Raw genomic sequence first — 15,345 nt, forward strand, 5'->3', positions numbered from 1 at the left:
CCTCGTCTCCTACCCACGCTTGACGCCCTCTGCCCAGCGGGCTGACGCGGAAAGAGCCGCCTCCACGACGTGGAGGCGGCTCTCGTCGTCTCGACGTCTTTCGTGCCGCCTCAGCGGACGTGCCTGGCGGCCTTGCCGGTGGCCTCCTCGGCGTAGGCCCAGTTGCCCGCCACGGTGCGCAGCGCGGGCAGCCACTTCCCGGGCTCGTCCCGTCCCGCCGTGAGATGGCGCACCGCGGTGTCGCGCATGCCGGCGCAGACATAGGCGAGGTGCACGCCCGCCGCGCCGAACCCGGGCACCCCCACCTCGTTGCCCCGCGCCAGCTCGCACGCCTTGTCCAGCGTCCCGGACGCGCTCGCGTCGAGGTCGCGGCCGAGGGCCTCGAGGGAGCGGTGGTCGATGCGCTTCATGTCGCCGAGCTGCGCGGCCGTCGCCCCGTGGTACCCCTTGGGCGGGGTCTCACCGTCCCGCAGGTGGGTCGGCCATGACACCGGACTCACGCTCTCGCGCATGGTCGGCGCCGCGCGCCAGATGGTCTGGTACCCGCCGATGCCGCCTGCCACCGTCGCGGTCCCCGCGGCCGCCGTCCCCGTCAGCGCCCCCTGTGACACCCCGAGCCGGACGGCGAGCCCGGACAGCATCGAGGCCACCGTGCCGTTGACCTTGGCCATGCTCGCCACCATCCCGCGGACGACGACGCCGGCCTCGACCATGGCCTTGTTGGCCACGTAGGTGGTGCTGGCGCCGATGCCCGGCACCACCGCGGCGGCGAGGTAGGGCGCCACGAAGCTGAGCAGCGAGGACCCGATGATCGCCGAGGACATGCCGAGCCCGGTGTAGGACAGGGCGCTCGCCTTCAGCGCGCCGTCCATCTCGTCGTACATGCCGGCCGCCTGGTCGAGCGCCATCTGGTAGGGCCGCAGCCGGTTGGCCATGAAGGCGTCGCGGCCCTTCTCCACCCAGTGGTCGGCGTGGGCGCGACGGGTCACGGCGTCGGTCATCTGCTCACCGGCCTGCCGGACGAGCGTGGCGACCTCGGCGTACCGGTCGCCCGCGTGCCACATCTGGGCCGGGTCGGACACCACCGACAGCAGCAGCAGGGCGACGGGCCAGCCGAGGGGGAACACGATCGCGGCGCTGGTGGCGTTCGCCGCACCCCACGTGCTCGGCGCGGAGGTGACGACGTCTGCGAAAGTGGCGCCCATGGTGATCGTTCCCCCGGGGAGGTGGACGAGCGACGGGGTGGGGTCGGTGGGATTCGAACCCACACTGTCAGGTACCTAAAACCTGTGCCTCCTGCCGTTGGGCTACGACCCCGTGCCTGCGGCTGGCGCCATCCTAGTTGAGCACGCGCCCGGCCGTGCCGGTCAGGCCAGACCGAGATCTTTTCGCAGGCGCGCGACGTGACCCGTGGCCTTCACGTTGTAGAGCGCCTTCTCGACCTTGCCGTCGGCGTCGATGACGAAGGTCGAGCGCAGCACGCCGACCGTCGTCCTGCCGTACATGGTCTTCTCCCCGTACGCCCCGTACGCCTGGTGGACGGCCAGCTCGGGGTCGGAGAGCAGCGGGAAGGTGAGCGCGTCACGTTCGGCGAACTTCGCGAGCTTCTGCGGGGTGTCCTTGGAGACGCCCAGCACGACGAAGCCCGCGGCGGTCAGCGAGGCGAGGCTGTCGCGGAAATCGCACGCCTGCTTGGTGCACCCAGGCGTCATCGCCGCGGGGTAGAAGTAGAGGATGACCCGCTTGCCGCGGAAGGACTCAAGGCTCGTGGCCTCGCCCTCGGAGTCGGGCAGGGTGAAGTCGGGTGCGGCGTCGCCGGGCTCGAGTCTCGTCTGCGTCACGGGAACAACCTACCGGCACGCCCAGCGTGCCGGGCGGTCACCCGACCTGACAGACTGATCGCTGCAATGTAGCGGCGAGCCGGGCGAGGGCGGCTCGCCCGGGAGACAGAGAAGGGGATCGTCATGGCCGACACCGATCCCGAGGCGCTCGAGCGGGAAATCGAGCGCACCCGGGCGGAGCTTGCTGTCACCGTTGACGCCATCGTGGACCGCGTCAGCCCCAAGCGGGTCGCCGGGCGCGGCGTCGCCAGGATCAAGGCCAATGCCGAGCACCTGGTCACCACCGCCCGCGACATGATCGGCGGCGCCGGTCACCCGCGGGGGTACGCCCAGTACGGCGCCTACGGCGAGGACGACGGCTGGCAGGACGAGCCCCCGGCCCGCAACCTGGCCCCGATCCTCATCGGCGTCGGCGCCATCGTCATAGCCGGCGCCGCCTACACCCTCTGGCGCCGCACCCGCCGCTGACCCCTGGGCCGTAAGCGGTTCGCGGGCCGGTCAGAGGAAGGTCTTGCCGTCGCCTCGGTAGGTGGGGACGGTGTCGACCAGGCGGTCTCCCTCGATCAGGTGCAGGGCGTCGAAGCGCTCGCACAGTTCGCCCGCCTTGGCGTGGCGGAACCACACGCGGTCGCCGATGCGAAGGTCGTCTGCCGCGCGGCCGAGCAGCGGGGTCTGCACCTCGCCCGCGCCCTCGCGCCCGTCGTAGCTCAGCCCGGCCGGCAGGTACGGCTGCGGGAGCCGCGACACGCCGGGGGAGCCGGAGGCGTGGTACCCGCCGCCGAGCACGGTGACCACCCCGGGGGCGGGCCGGCGCACGACGGGCAGCGCGAACAGCGCGGCCGGGCGGCCGGTGAAGCCGCGGTAGAAGTCGAACAGGCGCGGGTGGTAGAACCCCGACCCGGCGGCGATCTCGGTCACCGCCTTCTCCCTGGTGGTCTTCTCCACCGAACCGGTGCCGCCGCCGTTGACGAACTCCAGGTCGGCGACCTGCCGGACGGCCTCGACGACGCGTCCCCTGCGGACGATCAGCTCGCGCCGCGACCTGGCCTGCACCATACGCAGCGCACGGCCGTAGGGGCCCGGCACCCGGTCGCCCACTCCGGCGATCTGTGCCTCGTACGCCATCAGGCCCACCAGCCGGAACCCCGGACGCTTGGCCACCTCGGCGGCCAGGTCGGCGGCCTGCCCGGGCTCCCGGACCGGGGAGCGCAGCACGCCGGCGCGCATCCGGCCGGCGAACGCCACGAAGCTCGCGTCGATGTCCAGGCAGAGGCGGATCTCCTGGCGGGACGGCACGCCGGCCGTCGCCGCCTCGATCAGGTCCAGATGTTCCGGGCAGTCGATCATCACGGTGACCTCCCGTGCGGCCCGGGGATCGCCCGCCAGGGCCGCCAGCGCCTGCCGGTCGGCCGTCGGATAGGCCACCAGGATGTCGGAGAACCCTTCGCCGGCCAGCCACAGTGCTTCGGGCAGTGTGAACGCCATGACGCCGGCGAAGCCGTCCATCTCCAGGACGCTCCGCAGAACCGCCCGGCAGCGGATGGACTTGCTGGCCACCCTGATCGACTTGCCCTTGGCGCGGCGGGCCATCGACGCGGCGTTCTCCCGCAACGCCGCGAGGTCGAGGATCGCGAACGGCGGGTCGAGTTCGGCGGTGGCGCGTTCGTAACGCTGGCGCTCGTCCATGCCGGAAGCATAAGTGCGCCGACATAGATGAGCCTAGGTCACGTTAGCCTCCCTATCTCCCGCACGCCGGACGCGGAGGTTCTGGAAGGCCAAGCCGGCCGCCAGGCACGCGACGGGGATGACGGGCACGACGTAGCGATGGTCGAACGCCGCGATCAGCGGCGGCAGCAGGAGCAACGTCATCGCCACCGCCCACGGCAGCAGCACCGGACCGCCCAGCCGCCGCCATCGCGCCAGCACGCCGAACAGCCCGGCCAGCAGGATGACTGCCAGGAACGGGCCTCGCAGGAACCCCTGCGACTGATAGGCCCGCAGCAGCCCCGCGTACGGTTCGACGAGCCGGGTGTCGGCCCTGCCGCCCTGGTAGGCCGCCGTGAGTTGCGGAGCGCTGCGCCCCGACGAGGCGATCTTGCTGGTGAACGGCTTCACCGAGTCGGGGAAGACGTAGGCGCTCTGCGGGCCGGGGGTCGGATAGACCCGGCGGGTCCACTCGAAGCTCCACAGCGCGTCTCTGAGGCCGGTCACCAGGAAGTCCACCGGCTGCGCCATGATGGCCTCCTTGGCGAACGCGCCGCTCAGCCGCTCGCGGTCGGCGTCCTTGCGCACCTTGGCGAGCGGTGAGCCGGCCTCCCAGATGTAGGACGGGGGAGCGGGCCGCCGTCCGGGAGGATCGGACGGGCACAGCACGCGCTCTTCCCCGGCCGGGTGGATGCGCGCGCAGTCGGCGAAGCTCATCGTGCGCGCCCAGAGCCAGACGTTGCTCTGGCCCAGACCGTAGACGCCGTGCTCGCTGTGGTGCCACACGGCGTAGCCGCCGATGCCGGCCATCGCGGCGAGCGCGCACGCCACCAGCGGACGCCACCCGGCCCGGGCGATGAGCATGCAGACGAGCACGACGATGAGCACGGGAAGCCCGACGGTGCGGGTGAGGGTGGCCGCCATCAGCAACAGCCCCGCCACGACGGCCGTCCCCACCGTGGGCCGTTCTCGCCACAGCAGCGCCGTCACCGCGGCCGTCACCAGGAAGGTGAACAGCAGGTCGGCCATGACGAGGTGCTCAAGCTGGGCCATGTGCACGTCCAGCAGCACAGGGACGGCGGCGAGCGTCGCCCCCCAGCCGGGCAGCCGGGCGCGGCGTCGCAGCACGGCGTACACGCAGACCGCCATCGCCAGCCCGAGCAGGTGCTGGACGGCGATCACGGCGGCGAAGCCCTGCAAGGGACGCAACGCCCACAGGAACAAGGAGTAGCCGGCGGGGCGGGACTCCAGCGGCTGTAGACGGACCGCCGCGTTCACGTACACGAAGGAGTCGGCCCAGAACCACAGCGCCGGGCGGTAGCCCAGCATGGCCATCAGCCGGAGCACGGCCCCGGCGGCGAGGGCGAGCAGGAAGACCCAGTGGGCCCGCGCGGCGGAGACCACCCGGCGGATGCGCGTGGCCGGCCCCGCGGATGCCGGACGGCCTTCGGAAGCCGTCGCGGCCGTGGACCCGGCCGTGCTCGAAGCCATGCCCGGCAGCACCGGCACCTCCTCAGGCGGACAACGGGTTCTTCATGCTAGGCCGCTCCCCGAACCGCCCTCGCCGGTTGTCCACATCCCGACCCGGCGGGCGCGCCTGGCCGACCCGATCGTCGGCTCCACCGCCACGGTGCCGACGAACGGCATATAAAGTTACGATTGACACCTCGCCGCGATCGGAGCCGGACCCGGATCGACGGGCTCGGTGTCAGTCGTAGTGCCGGAGGCGGGGCCACAACCGGGACCAGGGGAGGCGGAGCCCGGTGCAGACGTAGACGTGGCCGCCGGCCTCGATGTTGCGGACGCCGTACGGGTTGGACACGGTGGCCACCTCGCGCACGCTGGTGAAGAAGCCGCCGAGGTAACCGGCGTAGCCGGGACCGCTGCTGCCGGACGCGACGGCGACGACGGTGGTGGCGTCGGGGTTGCCGGGCCCCCACCACCACACGCTGTTGTGGCCGCTCACGGCCGTGGGCAGCCCCGTGCCCCTGCCCAGTTCGTTGATGGCGCCCGCTTCGCTGTAGTTCTCGGTGAAGATCACGGCCTGGGCCCGTTGGCCGGGCGGCAGGGCGGTCCATACCTCGCGGACGGCGTCGACGAGTTCGGGCCATCCGACGGTCTCGGCCAAGGTGGAGTCGATGGTTCGGCCGGAGCCGGCGCGGGGGAGCGGGAGAATCGGTAACAGCCCGAGCGCGAGCACGACGGTGAGGAGCGCGGTCGCCACGGCGACGGCACCGATGCGGAGCCGCCGGGCGTACAGCCATCCGTCGACGGCGACGGCGCCCGCGGCGAGCAGATAGACGTACGCACCGGCCAGGTAGTAGATCTTCGAGCCGGTCGTGAGGGCGTAGAGGACGAACAGCAGCCCGTAGGCCCACACGAGCGCCCGCCACAGCGGCCGTTCGGAGCGCCACAGCAGGCGCAGCCCGGCCGGCCAGACCCACACCAGGGCCAGGCACACCAGCAGCAGTTGGCCGATCACCCAGACGGGGATGTTGAGCAGGCCGCCGTTCTCCCGGTTGAGCTGACGGGTCATGGCGATCGTCGCCCACTCGTGCTGCGACTGCCACCAGATGTCGGGAACGACGAACGCCACCGCGATCGTGGCGCCGACCGCGAACCAGCGGTTGAGCACGAGCCGGCGGCCTCCGCCGAACAGTGCGCCGACCACGAGCGCCACCGCGAAGAAGCCTGGCTGGTGGTTGTCGGCGACGCCGAGGCCGAGCGCCAGCCCGGCGACCGGCCACCAGCGGGGGTCGCCGGTGCGTCCGATGCGGACGACGACGAGGGCCAGCGCGGCCAGTGCCAGCACGGCGTACGGGGTGGTGTTCGCCACGTGGTCGGCGGCCCACAGGACCGGCATGGTCGCCACGGCCACCGCCGCCAGCAGTTGCGGCCGCCGGCCGCCGCCGAGCTCGCGGGCGGTGAGCCCGCCGACCACGACCGTGGCCCAGGCGGCGAGCGCGGGCCACACGCGCAGGCCGGGCAGCGACACGCCGAACAGGTCCAGGGACACCCGGGCCAGCAGCGGCGCCAGAACAGGCTGGTCGACGTAGCTCGCCTGCAGATGCCGGGCGGCGTCCAGGAAGTACAACTCGTCGCGCTGGAAGCCGTATCGGGACGAAAGCGCCATCAGCACGGCGAAGACGACGCCGCCGACCGCGATCACCCGCCGGTCGAATGGGACGAGACCGGTCGGGACGGCGCCGGCGTCCGCCCGCACCCCGGAATCGTGTGCGCGGCCGTCAGCCATCGACCCGCACCGTGACACAGGCGTCCTCGCACGCACGGCCGCAACGTCCGCGCGACGCCCGGAGGCATACGCACACCGTGGCATGCTACATCGTCGGCCGCGTGACCGGCCGATCACCGCATATTTCGCGCGGCCTTTCCTGAGCCGGCCGATCGGCGCGGGCCTTTCTGGTCGATGTCGCTCGTGCCGATCGGAGAAAAGCCGTCCCCGCCGGGGGCAATGGGGACGGCCGTTCGTGACCCTCTGATTCGTATTGAACGACCGTTACGCGCGCACGGAACGGCGGTACGGCCGACGCATTCCATTTAGGACCGTAAGAGTGGTCGCAGGGGACCTTGAGAGCGTTAGGGGAAAAGTGGAAACGCCGTCACTCGTGCGTGCGGGTATATCTCACCTGGAACCAGACCGTGCGCCCGGCCGCGTCCTCGTGGACATCCCAGCGGTGGGACAGCGTTCCGACGAGCATCATTCCGCGTCCGCCCTCGGCGCACAACTCTCCACGGACGTGTGGCACCGTGTCGCCGCCGGCGTCCACCACGTCGACGTGGACCAGATCGTGGCAGTCGGCGATGGCCAGCGTGACCGTCCCGCCGTTTCGCGAGTCCGAATGAACGACGGCGTTCGTGACGACCTCGGAGACCAGGAGCGTCACGTCATCAAGAGCCGGGTGGCCGTCGCCGAGCTTATCCCGGACGTACTCGCGGGCCAATGAGGCCGACTCAGGGATACCGGCCAGCTCGATGACGCCCAGCAGGTTTCCTATCCTCATGCGCTCGCCTTTTCGCTTTCCGGCGGGAAATTCCGCGCTTCCTGGCGACTTCGCTTCACCAGGCTGTCAACGAGGACCTACCATCGGTAGCGGAACGGGGGAACACCCCGTCCACACTTCAGGTGAGGGAAATCGTTGGTCGCCGGAACAATCCGTTCTGCATGGGTAGGTGAGATTTGTCCCCCCAAAAAGAAATAGACCCGCACGAGTCTCCGCGCGCGGTGTTCGCATTCGAACTGCGCCGTTACCGGCAGGCCGCCGCCCTGACGCAGGCCCAGCTCGGCGACCGCATGGGCTTCTCCGACTCCATGGTCAACATGATCGAGCTGGCCAAACGCCCGCCGTCCCGCCGCTTCGCCGAGCTCTGCGACCAGATCTTCGGCCTCGACGGCACCATGGTCCGGCTCTACACCGCCACGACCTGGAGCAAGGCCCCCGAATACCTCCGCCCCTGGCTGGAGGAGGAAGAACAGGCGACCGGTCTGCGAACCTGGCAGCCCACCATCGTCCCGGGGCTGCTACAGACCCAGGCGTACACTCGCGAGATCCTCGCCGCCACTCCAGGGATCACGGATGAGGAGTTGCAGAAACGACTGGCGAACCGGATGCAGCGGCAGGCGATTCTGCAACGTGACCGGCCGCCCGTGCTCAACGTGGTCATGGATGAGGCCGTGCTCCACCGGATGATCGGTGATATAGAGGTCATGCGAGAGCAGCTCAGGCACCTGCTTGAAATCGCCCGGCATCCTCGAGTGACCATCCAGATCGTGCCCAGCGCGGTCCGGGCGCATTGCGGACTGGCGGGCGGGTTCATCATCGCCGAACGGAATGGGTCTCCCTATGCCGCCTATACGGACGCCCAGCCCTTCGGGCGCACCTTCGACGACCGGCTCTTGATCGCTGAACTCGTCCTTCGGTACGACGCGCTCCGGGCGGAAGCCCTCCCGTTCAGCCAGTCGCTCCGGCTTCTAGAGGAAACGGTGAAGCAAAATGATCCAGAAGCTCCAAGATGCACAGTGGCGCAAGAGCAGCTACAGCGCTGACCAGGGAGAGTGTGTCGAGGTGGCGTCGAATGTTCCCCGGCTACGGGCGGTTCGCGACAGCAAGAGATCTACTGCCCCGGCATTGGTCGTCAGTCCTGGGGAGTGGGCGGCCTTCCTGGCCGGTGTGAAGAACGGCGAGGTGTGAGCGTCGTCCATCGGCGGTGAAGAGTTCGCGGTGGGCGAGTGTTCGTGGGGGTGAGTAAGGCCAGCCGCGTGCGTGCTGGGGCGGGCTGGCTGGCCCTACCTTGCGACGGAGGTCGGTCGCCTACTTCATGCTGTCGGCCAGGTCCACCAGAGCGGTGGCCGCGCGGAAGAACTTGTTGCGTCCCAGGTCGCCGACCGTCTTGATGCGGAAGGCCTCCTGCAGCAGCTTCGCGTCGTTCTCGCTGACGCCGGACAGCGCGGATACGGGAGCCTTGACCAGATCCGCGAGGCTCTTACTCTCGTACTCCTTGTCGAGCAGCTTCGACATTTCTGCGGTGACCGCCATGGTTCCCCCCGTTGATGTGGCTTTCGAGTGATTCGCCGAGCACTCCAGACCTTCCCCCCAGCGGCACCGGTCATGGTCATCCGCCGACAAGGCGCGGTCAAAGTGCTTCCTCGCCGGTATGAACCTCCGCGGCCCGGGCGCCGACTGAACGGGCGAAGGGAGGGCGGATGAGCGATGAACTGCTGGTGGTGCGCTGCCAGCTCGGCGAGCGCGAGGCGTTCGCCGAGCTGGTACGGGCCTGGCACGGCGCGGTCGAACGGTACGTCGGGCGGATGCTCGCCGGCCACGACGATGACGTGGTGCAGGAGGTCTGGCTGGCGGTCTTCAAAGGGCTGCCGCGACTCCGGAGGCCGGACCGGTTCGCGCCGTGGCTGTTCACCATCGCGCGCCGCGCGGTGATGAACCGGCTGCGGGACGCGTACGCGCGGTCGGAAGCCGAGCAGGTGGACGACCTGCCCGGCCGGGACGAGGCGCAGGACGTCGTCGACCGGGAGACCCTCGGCGGTGCGCTGGCGGCGCTTCCGCTGCGAGAGCGGGAGGTGCTCCTGCTGTTCTACCTCCAGGACCTGTCGCTGGACGCGTGCGCGCAGATCTGCGGCGTCCCGGTCGGAACGGTCAAGTCACGGCTCAACCGGGCGCGGAGGTTGTTGCAGGAGGAACTCGTGAGGAAGGGGTACGAGGGATGAGGCCGGAGGACGTGCTCAAGCGGCTGGACGCGCCCCTGTCGCTGCGGCGGCGCATCGGATACGTGACCCTGGCCTGCGCGGGACTCGCGGGGAGCGGGCTCATCGGCGTGCTGTGGGCGACCGAGCCGGGGCTGCCGCCGCGGACGAAGGTCGCCTTCGCGGTGCTGGTGGCGATCGGGCTCTGCTGGGCGGCGTTCGGCGGCTGGGCGGTGACGCGCCGGGCGCCGCTGTTCGCCCGGGACCGCGTCGTGGCGGGTTGGATCGGACTGGGCGCGTGGCTGACGCTGACCTTCGGCGCGCTGGTCATCACCACCCTGCGGCACAAGATCGATCCCTCGGCGATCGCCATGCTGCTGGTCCTCGGCGTCCTCGCCGTGGTCAACCTCCGCGCCGCCCGCCGCGCGAGAACGGCCCTCCTGCGCCGCAAGGACGAACTGACGCAACGCCACGCCCCGGACGGCGACGACGCGGAACGATGACGGCAGGCGAGCCGCGACATCACGGTCGGGCCTTCGCCGTCGTGGCGGGCGGTGACGAATGCGCCGTCTGGCGGGGCCGTGACGGAGAACCGGGGGGTGCGCTCGAGTTCTCCGTGCAGCGTCAGCCCGTCGAGGGGTGGAGCACCTTGTCCGCGAGCCGCTGGATGATCCCGGCGACCTGTTCGTGGTCTCTCAGGTCGGCGCCGTGGTCGCGGCCGCGCATGATGACGCGCTCGGCGTGCGGCATGACGCGTTCGATGGCGTCGAGCCGCTCGCCGAGGTGAGCGGGGCTGCGGTCGCCGCCGAGCAGCACGGTCGGCACCTTGATCGTCGCGTAGGTGCCGAGCCGCACCCCGAGCCGGTCGAGTGCGTCCAGAGAGTCGAGCTGGCCGGGGATGAGCCTGCGGTACCTGGGGATCAGCGCCACCGCGAGCCCGGCCAGTGAGGCCTGCCGGCCGGGCATCCCCACCGAGCCGCGCAGGAAGACGGCCATGGCCTTGCCGGGCCGCCCCGCCGCGAGGGCGGCCCGGGCCTGCGTGAGGATGTGCCCGTCCTCGCCGCTCAGCGGCGGCCCTATGACGGCGGCGGGCTCGTAGACGACCGCCCCGGCGAACGACGATGGTGAGGCGGCCAGGGCTTCGAGGGCGACGACGCCGCCGTCGGAGTGGCCGTAGAGGACGACCGGTTCGCCGACCGCTCGCACCAGCGCCATGACGTCCTGCACCTCCTCGGCGATCGTGCAGGGGGAGCCGCCGAGCCGGGGGTCGGGCTTGAGGTCCATGCGGTACTGGCGGCGGTGCGGGCGCAGGACGCGGAAGCGGGTCGCCAGGACGCCGGCGAGGCGCCGGCAGCGCGTGCCGTCGTCCAGACCGGGGCCGAGCAGCACGACGGCCGGACCCTTGCCCTCGTCGTAGGCGCGGACGTCGGTGCCGTCCGCCGATGTCGTGACGAGCACGGTGCCTCCTCAAGCTGGGGGAGCGGGGCGCTCCTTAGCAGTGCTCAGTTCTCCTTAGCAGCGATAAGGTAACTTAGCGCTGCTAAGGTGTCAACGATGCGAGCGAACGACAAACGGCCCGGCCTGAGCCGTCAGACGTTGGTCGAGACAGGGCTGCGCCTGCTCGACGAGGTGGGGCTGGACGGGCTGACGGTGCGCCGGCTCGCCGCCGAGCTGGGCGTCCAGTCACCGGCTCTGTACTGGCACGTCCGCACCAAGCAGGAACTGCTGGACGCGATGGGGGACGAGATCATCCGGGCGGCGGGCATGGGGCCGCCCCGGGAGGAGGAGTCCTGGCAGGACTGGCTGGACCGCCGCGCCCGCGCGTACCGTGCCTCACTGCTGTCCCACCGCGACGGCGCGCGCATCGTCGCAGGCGCTCGGGGGAGGTCCCCGGTGACGCTCCGGCTGTTCGAGGAAGAGCTGTCCGGCATGGTCGCCCGGGGCTTCACCCCGGCGCTGGCCCTGCACACCATCACGGCCTTGAGCCACTACGTCATCGGCTCGGTCCTGCAACAGCAGACCGAGCCCGAGCGGCCGGCCGCGGCCGCCGATGCGACGGAGGACGACATACCGGCCATCCTGCTGGCGGCCGTCCGGGACGGCGGCGGCCCGTTCGGCGAGCGCGCCTTCGACCACGGGCTGCGCGCGTTCATCGACGGCACCGCCGCCGCCCTGGCACGCCGGAACACCGCCTCTCCGTCGTGAAAACCGCGTGGGGAGCGGGCTCCACCGCCCGCTCCCCACGTTCGTCTTGCTGAGGCCGTTCAGGTCAGCCGGTGGTGCAGGCCGAGCCGTTGAGGCTGAAGGCCGTCGGGTTGGGGTTGCTGCCGGTGTGGGTGCCCTGGAAGCCGAACGTGGTGTTCGCCCCGGGGGCCAGTGAGCCGTTGTAGGACACGTTGCGGGCGGTGACCGTCGAGCCGCTCTGGCTGACGTCGGCGTTCCACGAACTGGTGACCTGCTGTCCGGCGGAGAAGGACCAGGTCACCGTCCAGCCGTTGATCGCGCTGCCGCCGGTGTTGGTGACGGTGAGGTTGGCGGTGAAGCCGTTGTTCCACTCGTTCTTGGTGTAGGACACGCGGCAGGGGCCGCTCCCGCCACTGGGGGAAGGCGAAGGCGTGGCCGAGGGGGTGGGGTTGGGCGTGGGAGTGCGCGTCGGCGTCGGCGTCGGCGTGGGAGTCGGCGACGGGCTGGAGCCGTCCAGGGTGATGTTGGAGTTGCCGCTGCTCTGGTAGCCCTCGGTGGCCAGGATCTGGTAGTCGTGGCTGCCGAGGTTCATGCCGTAGCGGGCCCAGGCGTCGAAGTGGTTGCCGGTGGTGATGGTGCCGCCGGTCTTCTTGGACTGGCGGACGCTCCAGTACTGGTTGAAGGTGCTGTTGTTGCCCTCGATGGAGGGGGCGTTGTACCGGGTGGTCTCGTAGATGTCATAGGTGCCGCCGTCGGTGGTGACGGTGCCCTTGAAGCTGCCGGTGGGCCGGTAGGTGCCCCAGTTGTCCAGGATGTAGTACTCCACCAGCGGGTTCCTGGTCCAGCCGTACAGCGCCAGGTAGGCGTTGCCGGAGGGGTTGAAGCTGCCGGAGTAGGTCACCGTCCTGCGCGCGCCGGGCTTCCACCCCTTGCCGGCGACGAAGTTGCCGACGTTGCTCCAGGAGGTGCTGTAGTTCCCGCCGTTACCCAGGGTCATGGACGACGATCCACTGCCGTTGGTCCAGAACGAGTAGAAGTAGCCGTTGTTGGTGCCGGTCTGGTTGCTGGTGATGGCCGCGTGGGCGGTGCCCGGCAGGAGCAACGTCATGGCGGAGACGAGCGAGAGCACCATGGTGCAGGCACGGCCGATGAGCACTCTGGTGTGGCTACGGTGACGGACCGGCGGGCGGATGGGGACGTCGTTCATGTGCGCGCTTCCTCCTCGTTAAGGCTGGCGCGGGCCAGGCGGCGTGGCAGGACCCGGCGGGGACGCCGCCGGTGACCGGGATGACGGCCACGGCGCGCGGCGTCGTACGACGCGGAGGTCGGCCGGTCATCGTCGGCCGACGACCGGAAGCCCTGGTCGTGGCAGGCGACCCGGATCGACAGCGGTTGAGCCTGTCAGCGGCGACAGTGTTCGCCCGATCCCGCCGCCCTGTCAACGCCCACCGAAAGCTTCCGAAAGTCGCCACCTTGCCAGGCAAGGCCTATGGCTGCTCAACGGCCATATCCCACTGATCACGGTCAGGCCCACCAGATGAAAATTTCGGAGAAACGCCGAATCAATTTCGGCGCCCTGGCCGCCGCTCTGCGACCACACCGTTCATCGCAGGTCGGTCAGAGGACCCGCGCCTTCTTGGAGTCGCGTGTCGTCACGCCTTGGCCCTGACCCGGAGGATGAAATGAAAAAGAGGGGCAGTGGCCGCTCGGGCGGTGCCCCTCTAAGTGTGTACAACAGGCTAACACGGGTGGCCTTGGAAGCCTCGCTACGGACGGCCGCGCCGTTGGTCGGCGCCGGACTGGATCGCATCGTGCACGCCGACCAGGTGGAGCGGCTGGCCCCTCTGGATCTCGCCGCGCGGGCGGAGGTCGCGCTGAGACTGGTGGGTGGGGAGACCGGGCTTTCCGTGGTCGATCTTCTGCAGCCCATCAGCATTCGATGACGTTGACGGCGAGGCCGCCTCGGCTGGTTTCTTTGTATTTGTCGAGCATGTCGCGGCCGGTGTCGCGCATGGTCTTGATGGCCTTGTCGAGGGCGACGAAGTGGCGGCCGTCGCCGCGCAGGGCGATGCGGGCGGCGGTGATGGCCTTGATCGAGGCGACCGCGTTGCGCTCGATGCACGGGATCTGCACCAGGCCGCCGATCGGGTCGCAGGTCAGGCCGAGGTTGTGCTCGATGCCGATCTCGGCGGCGTTCTCCACCTGTTCGGGGGTGCCGCCGAGCGCCTCGGTCAGGCCCGCCGCGGCCATGGAGCAGGCCGAGCCGACCTCGCCCTGGCAGCCGACCTCGGCGCCGGAGATGGAGGCGTTCTCCTTGAACAGCACGCCGATCGCGCCGGCCGTGAGCAGGAAGCGGATGACGCCGTCGTCGTCGGACAGCGGCGTGAAGCGGTCGTAGTACGTCAGCACGGCGGGGATGATGCCGGCCGCGCCGTTGGTGGGGGCGGTGACGACGCGGCCGCCGGCGGCGTTCTCCTCGTTGACGGCGAGGGCGAACAGGGTGACCCAGTCCATCGTCTGGAGCGGGTCCTTCTCGGGGGACTCGCTCTGCAGGCGCCGCAGCATCTGGTTGGCCCGCCGCTTGACCTTGAGGCCGCCGGGGAGCACGCCCTCCTTGGCGGTGCCGCGGCGCACGCACTCGGACATGACGTTCCAGAGGTTCAGCAGGGCCGACCTGATCTCCGCCTCGGTGCGCCCGAAGGCCTTCTCGTTCTCCAGCATGAGCCCGGAGATCGACAGCCCGGTCTCGGAGCACAGCCGCAGCAGCTCGGCGCCCGAGGTGAACGGGTGGGGCAGCTCGGTGTCGTCGGCCTTGATGCGGTCGGCGCCGGTGGCGTTCTCGTCCACCACGAAGCCGCCGCCCACCGAGTAGTAGACCTTCTCGCGGACCTGCTCGCCCTCGGCGGTGAAGGCGGTGAAGCGCATGCCGTTGGGGTGGCCGGGCAGGGAGATCTTGCGTTCGAACACCAGGTGCTCGCCGACGACGAAGGGGATCTCGCGGGTGCCGTACAGCTCGATGGTGCCGGTGTCGCGCATCTTCGCCAGGCGCTCATCGACGGTGTCCACGTCGACCAGCTCGGGCTTCTCGCCGGACAGGCCGAGCAGCACCGCCTTGTCGCTGCCGTGTCCCTTGCCGGTCAGGCCGAGCGAGCCGTAGAGGATCGCCTCGACCCGGGCGGTCTTCTCCAGCAGGCCGTCCTGGTGCAGGCCGCGGGCGAACTTGTGCGCCGCCGCCATCGGGCCGCCGGTGTGCGAGCTGGACGGCCCGATGCCGATCTTGAACAGGTCGAAGACGCTGATCGCCATTGATCATTCCGTCCTTGGAAGCGATGTCGTGCGAGGGATGCCCCCATACGCGCCGGGTACGCGCGGGACAGGTCATGCGGTGGTGGCGCCGGC

Annotated in this window: 17 protein-coding genes and 1 tRNA gene; 7 read left to right on the forward strand and 11 right to left on the reverse strand. The window is 70.4% G+C overall.

Annotated elements, in window-relative coordinates:
• Positions 1-110: 110 nt before the first annotated feature.
• The 3 genes from ABZT47_RS16705 to bcp all read right to left on the reverse strand — a co-directional run bounded on the left by ABZT47_RS16705 (position 111) and on the right by bcp (position 1,841).
• Positions 111-1,268: a hypothetical protein gene (locus ABZT47_RS16705; protein ID WP_354842023.1), complete on the reverse strand. Its 1,158-nt coding sequence runs from the start codon at positions 1,266-1,268 to the stop codon at positions 111-113.
• Positions 1,244-1,317, reverse strand: a tRNA-Leu gene (locus ABZT47_RS16710). Before ABZT47_RS16710 ends, ABZT47_RS16705 begins: the two co-directional genes overlap by 25 nt.
• 50 nt (positions 1,318-1,367) lie before the next feature.
• Positions 1,368-1,841: a thioredoxin-dependent thiol peroxidase gene (gene bcp / locus ABZT47_RS16715; protein WP_354842026.1), complete on the reverse strand. Its 474-nt coding sequence runs from the start codon at positions 1,839-1,841 to the stop codon at positions 1,368-1,370.
• 123 nt (positions 1,842-1,964) lie between these two features.
• Here bcp and ABZT47_RS16720 point away from each other — a divergent pair, with 123 nt between their 5' ends.
• Complete coding sequence (locus ABZT47_RS16720) at positions 1,965-2,309, forward strand: DUF3618 domain-containing protein (RefSeq protein WP_354842029.1); 345 nt, start codon at positions 1,965-1,967, stop codon at positions 2,307-2,309.
• A 30-nt stretch (positions 2,310-2,339) separates the two neighbouring features.
• On the opposite strand, the gene ABZT47_RS16725 is transcribed toward ABZT47_RS16720, so the two are convergent.
• The 4 genes from ABZT47_RS16725 to ABZT47_RS16740 all read right to left on the reverse strand — a co-directional run bounded on the left by ABZT47_RS16725 (position 2,340) and on the right by ABZT47_RS16740 (position 7,567).
• Positions 2,340-3,527: an amino acid deaminase/aldolase gene (locus ABZT47_RS16725; protein WP_354842031.1), complete on the reverse strand. Its 1,188-nt coding sequence runs from the start codon at positions 3,525-3,527 to the stop codon at positions 2,340-2,342.
• A gap of 33 nt (positions 3,528-3,560) precedes the next feature.
• Positions 3,561-5,036, reverse strand: coding sequence for a hypothetical protein (locus ABZT47_RS16730; protein ID WP_354842034.1), 1,476 nt, complete (start codon positions 5,034-5,036; stop codon positions 3,561-3,563).
• Between the two features lie 217 nt (positions 5,037-5,253).
• Complete coding sequence (locus ABZT47_RS16735) at positions 5,254-6,798, reverse strand: glycosyltransferase family 39 protein (protein ID WP_354842037.1); 1,545 nt, start codon at positions 6,796-6,798, stop codon at positions 5,254-5,256.
• A 367-nt stretch (positions 6,799-7,165) separates the two neighbouring features.
• On the reverse strand, positions 7,166-7,567 hold the full coding sequence (locus ABZT47_RS16740; protein ID WP_354842040.1) for an ATP-binding protein: 402 nt from the start codon (positions 7,565-7,567) through the stop codon (positions 7,166-7,168).
• A 221-nt stretch (positions 7,568-7,788) separates the two neighbouring features.
• Between ABZT47_RS16740 and ABZT47_RS16745 the strand changes: the two genes are divergently transcribed.
• Together ABZT47_RS16745 and ABZT47_RS16750 are read left to right on the forward strand one after the other, a co-directional pair.
• Positions 7,789-8,610 carry a helix-turn-helix transcriptional regulator gene (locus ABZT47_RS16745; RefSeq protein ID WP_354842043.1) on the forward strand — a complete coding sequence of 274 codons (822 nt, stop codon included), beginning with the start codon at positions 7,789-7,791 and terminating at the stop codon, positions 8,608-8,610.
• Positions 8,558-8,755, forward strand: a complete 198-nt coding sequence (locus ABZT47_RS16750; RefSeq protein ID WP_354842046.1) for a DUF397 domain-containing protein — start codon at positions 8,558-8,560, stop codon at positions 8,753-8,755. Before ABZT47_RS16745 ends, ABZT47_RS16750 begins: the two co-directional genes overlap by 53 nt.
• Positions 8,756-8,875: 120 nt before the next feature.
• On the opposite strand, the gene ABZT47_RS16755 is transcribed toward ABZT47_RS16750, so the two are convergent.
• Complete coding sequence (locus ABZT47_RS16755) at positions 8,876-9,082, reverse strand: hypothetical protein (RefSeq protein ID WP_354842049.1); 207 nt, start codon at positions 9,080-9,082, stop codon at positions 8,876-8,878.
• Between the two features lie 185 nt (positions 9,083-9,267).
• Between ABZT47_RS16755 and ABZT47_RS16760 the strand changes: the two genes are divergently transcribed.
• Entirely contained in the window at positions 9,268-9,786 is a 519-nt protein-coding gene (locus tag ABZT47_RS16760) for a sigma-70 family RNA polymerase sigma factor (RefSeq protein ID WP_354842052.1), read from the forward strand.
• Positions 9,783-10,265: a hypothetical protein gene (locus ABZT47_RS16765; RefSeq protein WP_354842055.1), complete on the forward strand. Its 483-nt coding sequence runs from the start codon at positions 9,783-9,785 to the stop codon at positions 10,263-10,265. The genes ABZT47_RS16760 and ABZT47_RS16765 overlap by 4 nt, the downstream gene beginning before the upstream one ends.
• Before the next feature lie 121 nt (positions 10,266-10,386).
• Here the strand turns inward: ABZT47_RS16765 and ABZT47_RS16770 are convergent, their stop codons facing one another.
• Complete coding sequence (locus ABZT47_RS16770) at positions 10,387-11,220, reverse strand: alpha/beta hydrolase (RefSeq protein ID WP_354842058.1); 834 nt, start codon at positions 11,218-11,220, stop codon at positions 10,387-10,389.
• Positions 11,221-11,316: 96 nt separating this feature from the next.
• Between ABZT47_RS16770 and ABZT47_RS16775 the strand changes: the two genes are divergently transcribed.
• Complete coding sequence (locus ABZT47_RS16775) at positions 11,317-11,967, forward strand: TetR/AcrR family transcriptional regulator C-terminal domain-containing protein (protein ID WP_354842061.1); 651 nt, start codon at positions 11,317-11,319, stop codon at positions 11,965-11,967.
• A gap of 64 nt (positions 11,968-12,031) precedes the next feature.
• On the opposite strand, the gene ABZT47_RS16780 is transcribed toward ABZT47_RS16775, so the two are convergent.
• Positions 12,032-13,153, reverse strand: a complete 1,122-nt coding sequence (locus tag ABZT47_RS16780) for a glycoside hydrolase family 11 protein (RefSeq protein ID WP_354842064.1) — start codon at positions 13,151-13,153, stop codon at positions 12,032-12,034.
• 541 nt (positions 13,154-13,694) lie between these two features.
• Here ABZT47_RS16780 and ABZT47_RS16785 point away from each other — a divergent pair.
• A complete protein-coding gene (locus tag ABZT47_RS16785) occupies positions 13,695-13,889 on the forward strand; it encodes a hypothetical protein (protein WP_354842067.1) in 195 nt (64 codons plus the stop codon).
• Here the strand turns inward: ABZT47_RS16785 and ABZT47_RS16790 are convergent.
• The gene (locus ABZT47_RS16790; protein ID WP_354842069.1) at positions 13,876-15,252 is read right to left on the reverse strand and encodes an L-serine ammonia-lyase; all 1,377 of its coding nucleotides are present in this window, start codon (positions 15,250-15,252) and stop codon (positions 13,876-13,878) included. The two genes, ABZT47_RS16785 and ABZT47_RS16790, sit on opposite strands and share 14 nt — an antisense overlap.
• Positions 15,253-15,345 lie beyond the last annotated feature (93 nt).

This window comes from Sphaerisporangium sp. NPDC005289 (assembly GCF_040607455.1).
Taxonomy (GTDB): Bacteria; Actinomycetota; Actinomycetes; order Streptosporangiales; family Streptosporangiaceae; genus Sphaerisporangium; species Sphaerisporangium rhizosphaerae.

Excerpts from the sequence above, each read along its gene's own strand:
- ABZT47_RS16720 (WP_354842029.1), top strand. The coding sequence starts at position 1,965 with ATGGCCGACACCGATCCCGAGGCGCTCGAGCGGGAAATCGAGCGCACC.
- ABZT47_RS16725 (WP_354842031.1), bottom strand. The coding sequence starts at position 3,527 with ATGGACGAGCGCCAGCGTTACGAACGCGCCACCGCCGAACTCGACCCG.
- ABZT47_RS16730 (WP_354842034.1), bottom strand. The coding sequence starts at position 5,036 with ATGGCTTCGAGCACGGCCGGGTCCACGGCCGCGACGGCTTCCGAAGGC.
- ABZT47_RS16735 (WP_354842037.1), bottom strand. The coding sequence starts at position 6,798 with ATGGCTGACGGCCGCGCACACGATTCCGGGGTGCGGGCGGACGCCGGC.
- ABZT47_RS16740 (WP_354842040.1), bottom strand. The coding sequence starts at position 7,567 with ATGAGGATAGGAAACCTGCTGGGCGTCATCGAGCTGGCCGGTATCCCT.
- ABZT47_RS16750 (WP_354842046.1), top strand. The coding sequence starts at position 8,558 with ATGATCCAGAAGCTCCAAGATGCACAGTGGCGCAAGAGCAGCTACAGC.
- ABZT47_RS16755 (WP_354842049.1), bottom strand. The coding sequence starts at position 9,082 with ATGTCGAAGCTGCTCGACAAGGAGTACGAGAGTAAGAGCCTCGCGGAT.
- ABZT47_RS16760 (WP_354842052.1), top strand. The coding sequence starts at position 9,268 with ATGAGCGATGAACTGCTGGTGGTGCGCTGCCAGCTCGGCGAGCGCGAG.
- ABZT47_RS16765 (WP_354842055.1), top strand. The coding sequence starts at position 9,783 with ATGAGGCCGGAGGACGTGCTCAAGCGGCTGGACGCGCCCCTGTCGCTG.
- ABZT47_RS16775 (WP_354842061.1), top strand. The coding sequence starts at position 11,317 with ATGCGAGCGAACGACAAACGGCCCGGCCTGAGCCGTCAGACGTTGGTC.
- ABZT47_RS16780 (WP_354842064.1), bottom strand. The coding sequence starts at position 13,153 with ATGAACGACGTCCCCATCCGCCCGCCGGTCCGTCACCGTAGCCACACC.
- ABZT47_RS16790 (WP_354842069.1), bottom strand. The coding sequence starts at position 15,252 with ATGGCGATCAGCGTCTTCGACCTGTTCAAGATCGGCATCGGGCCGTCC.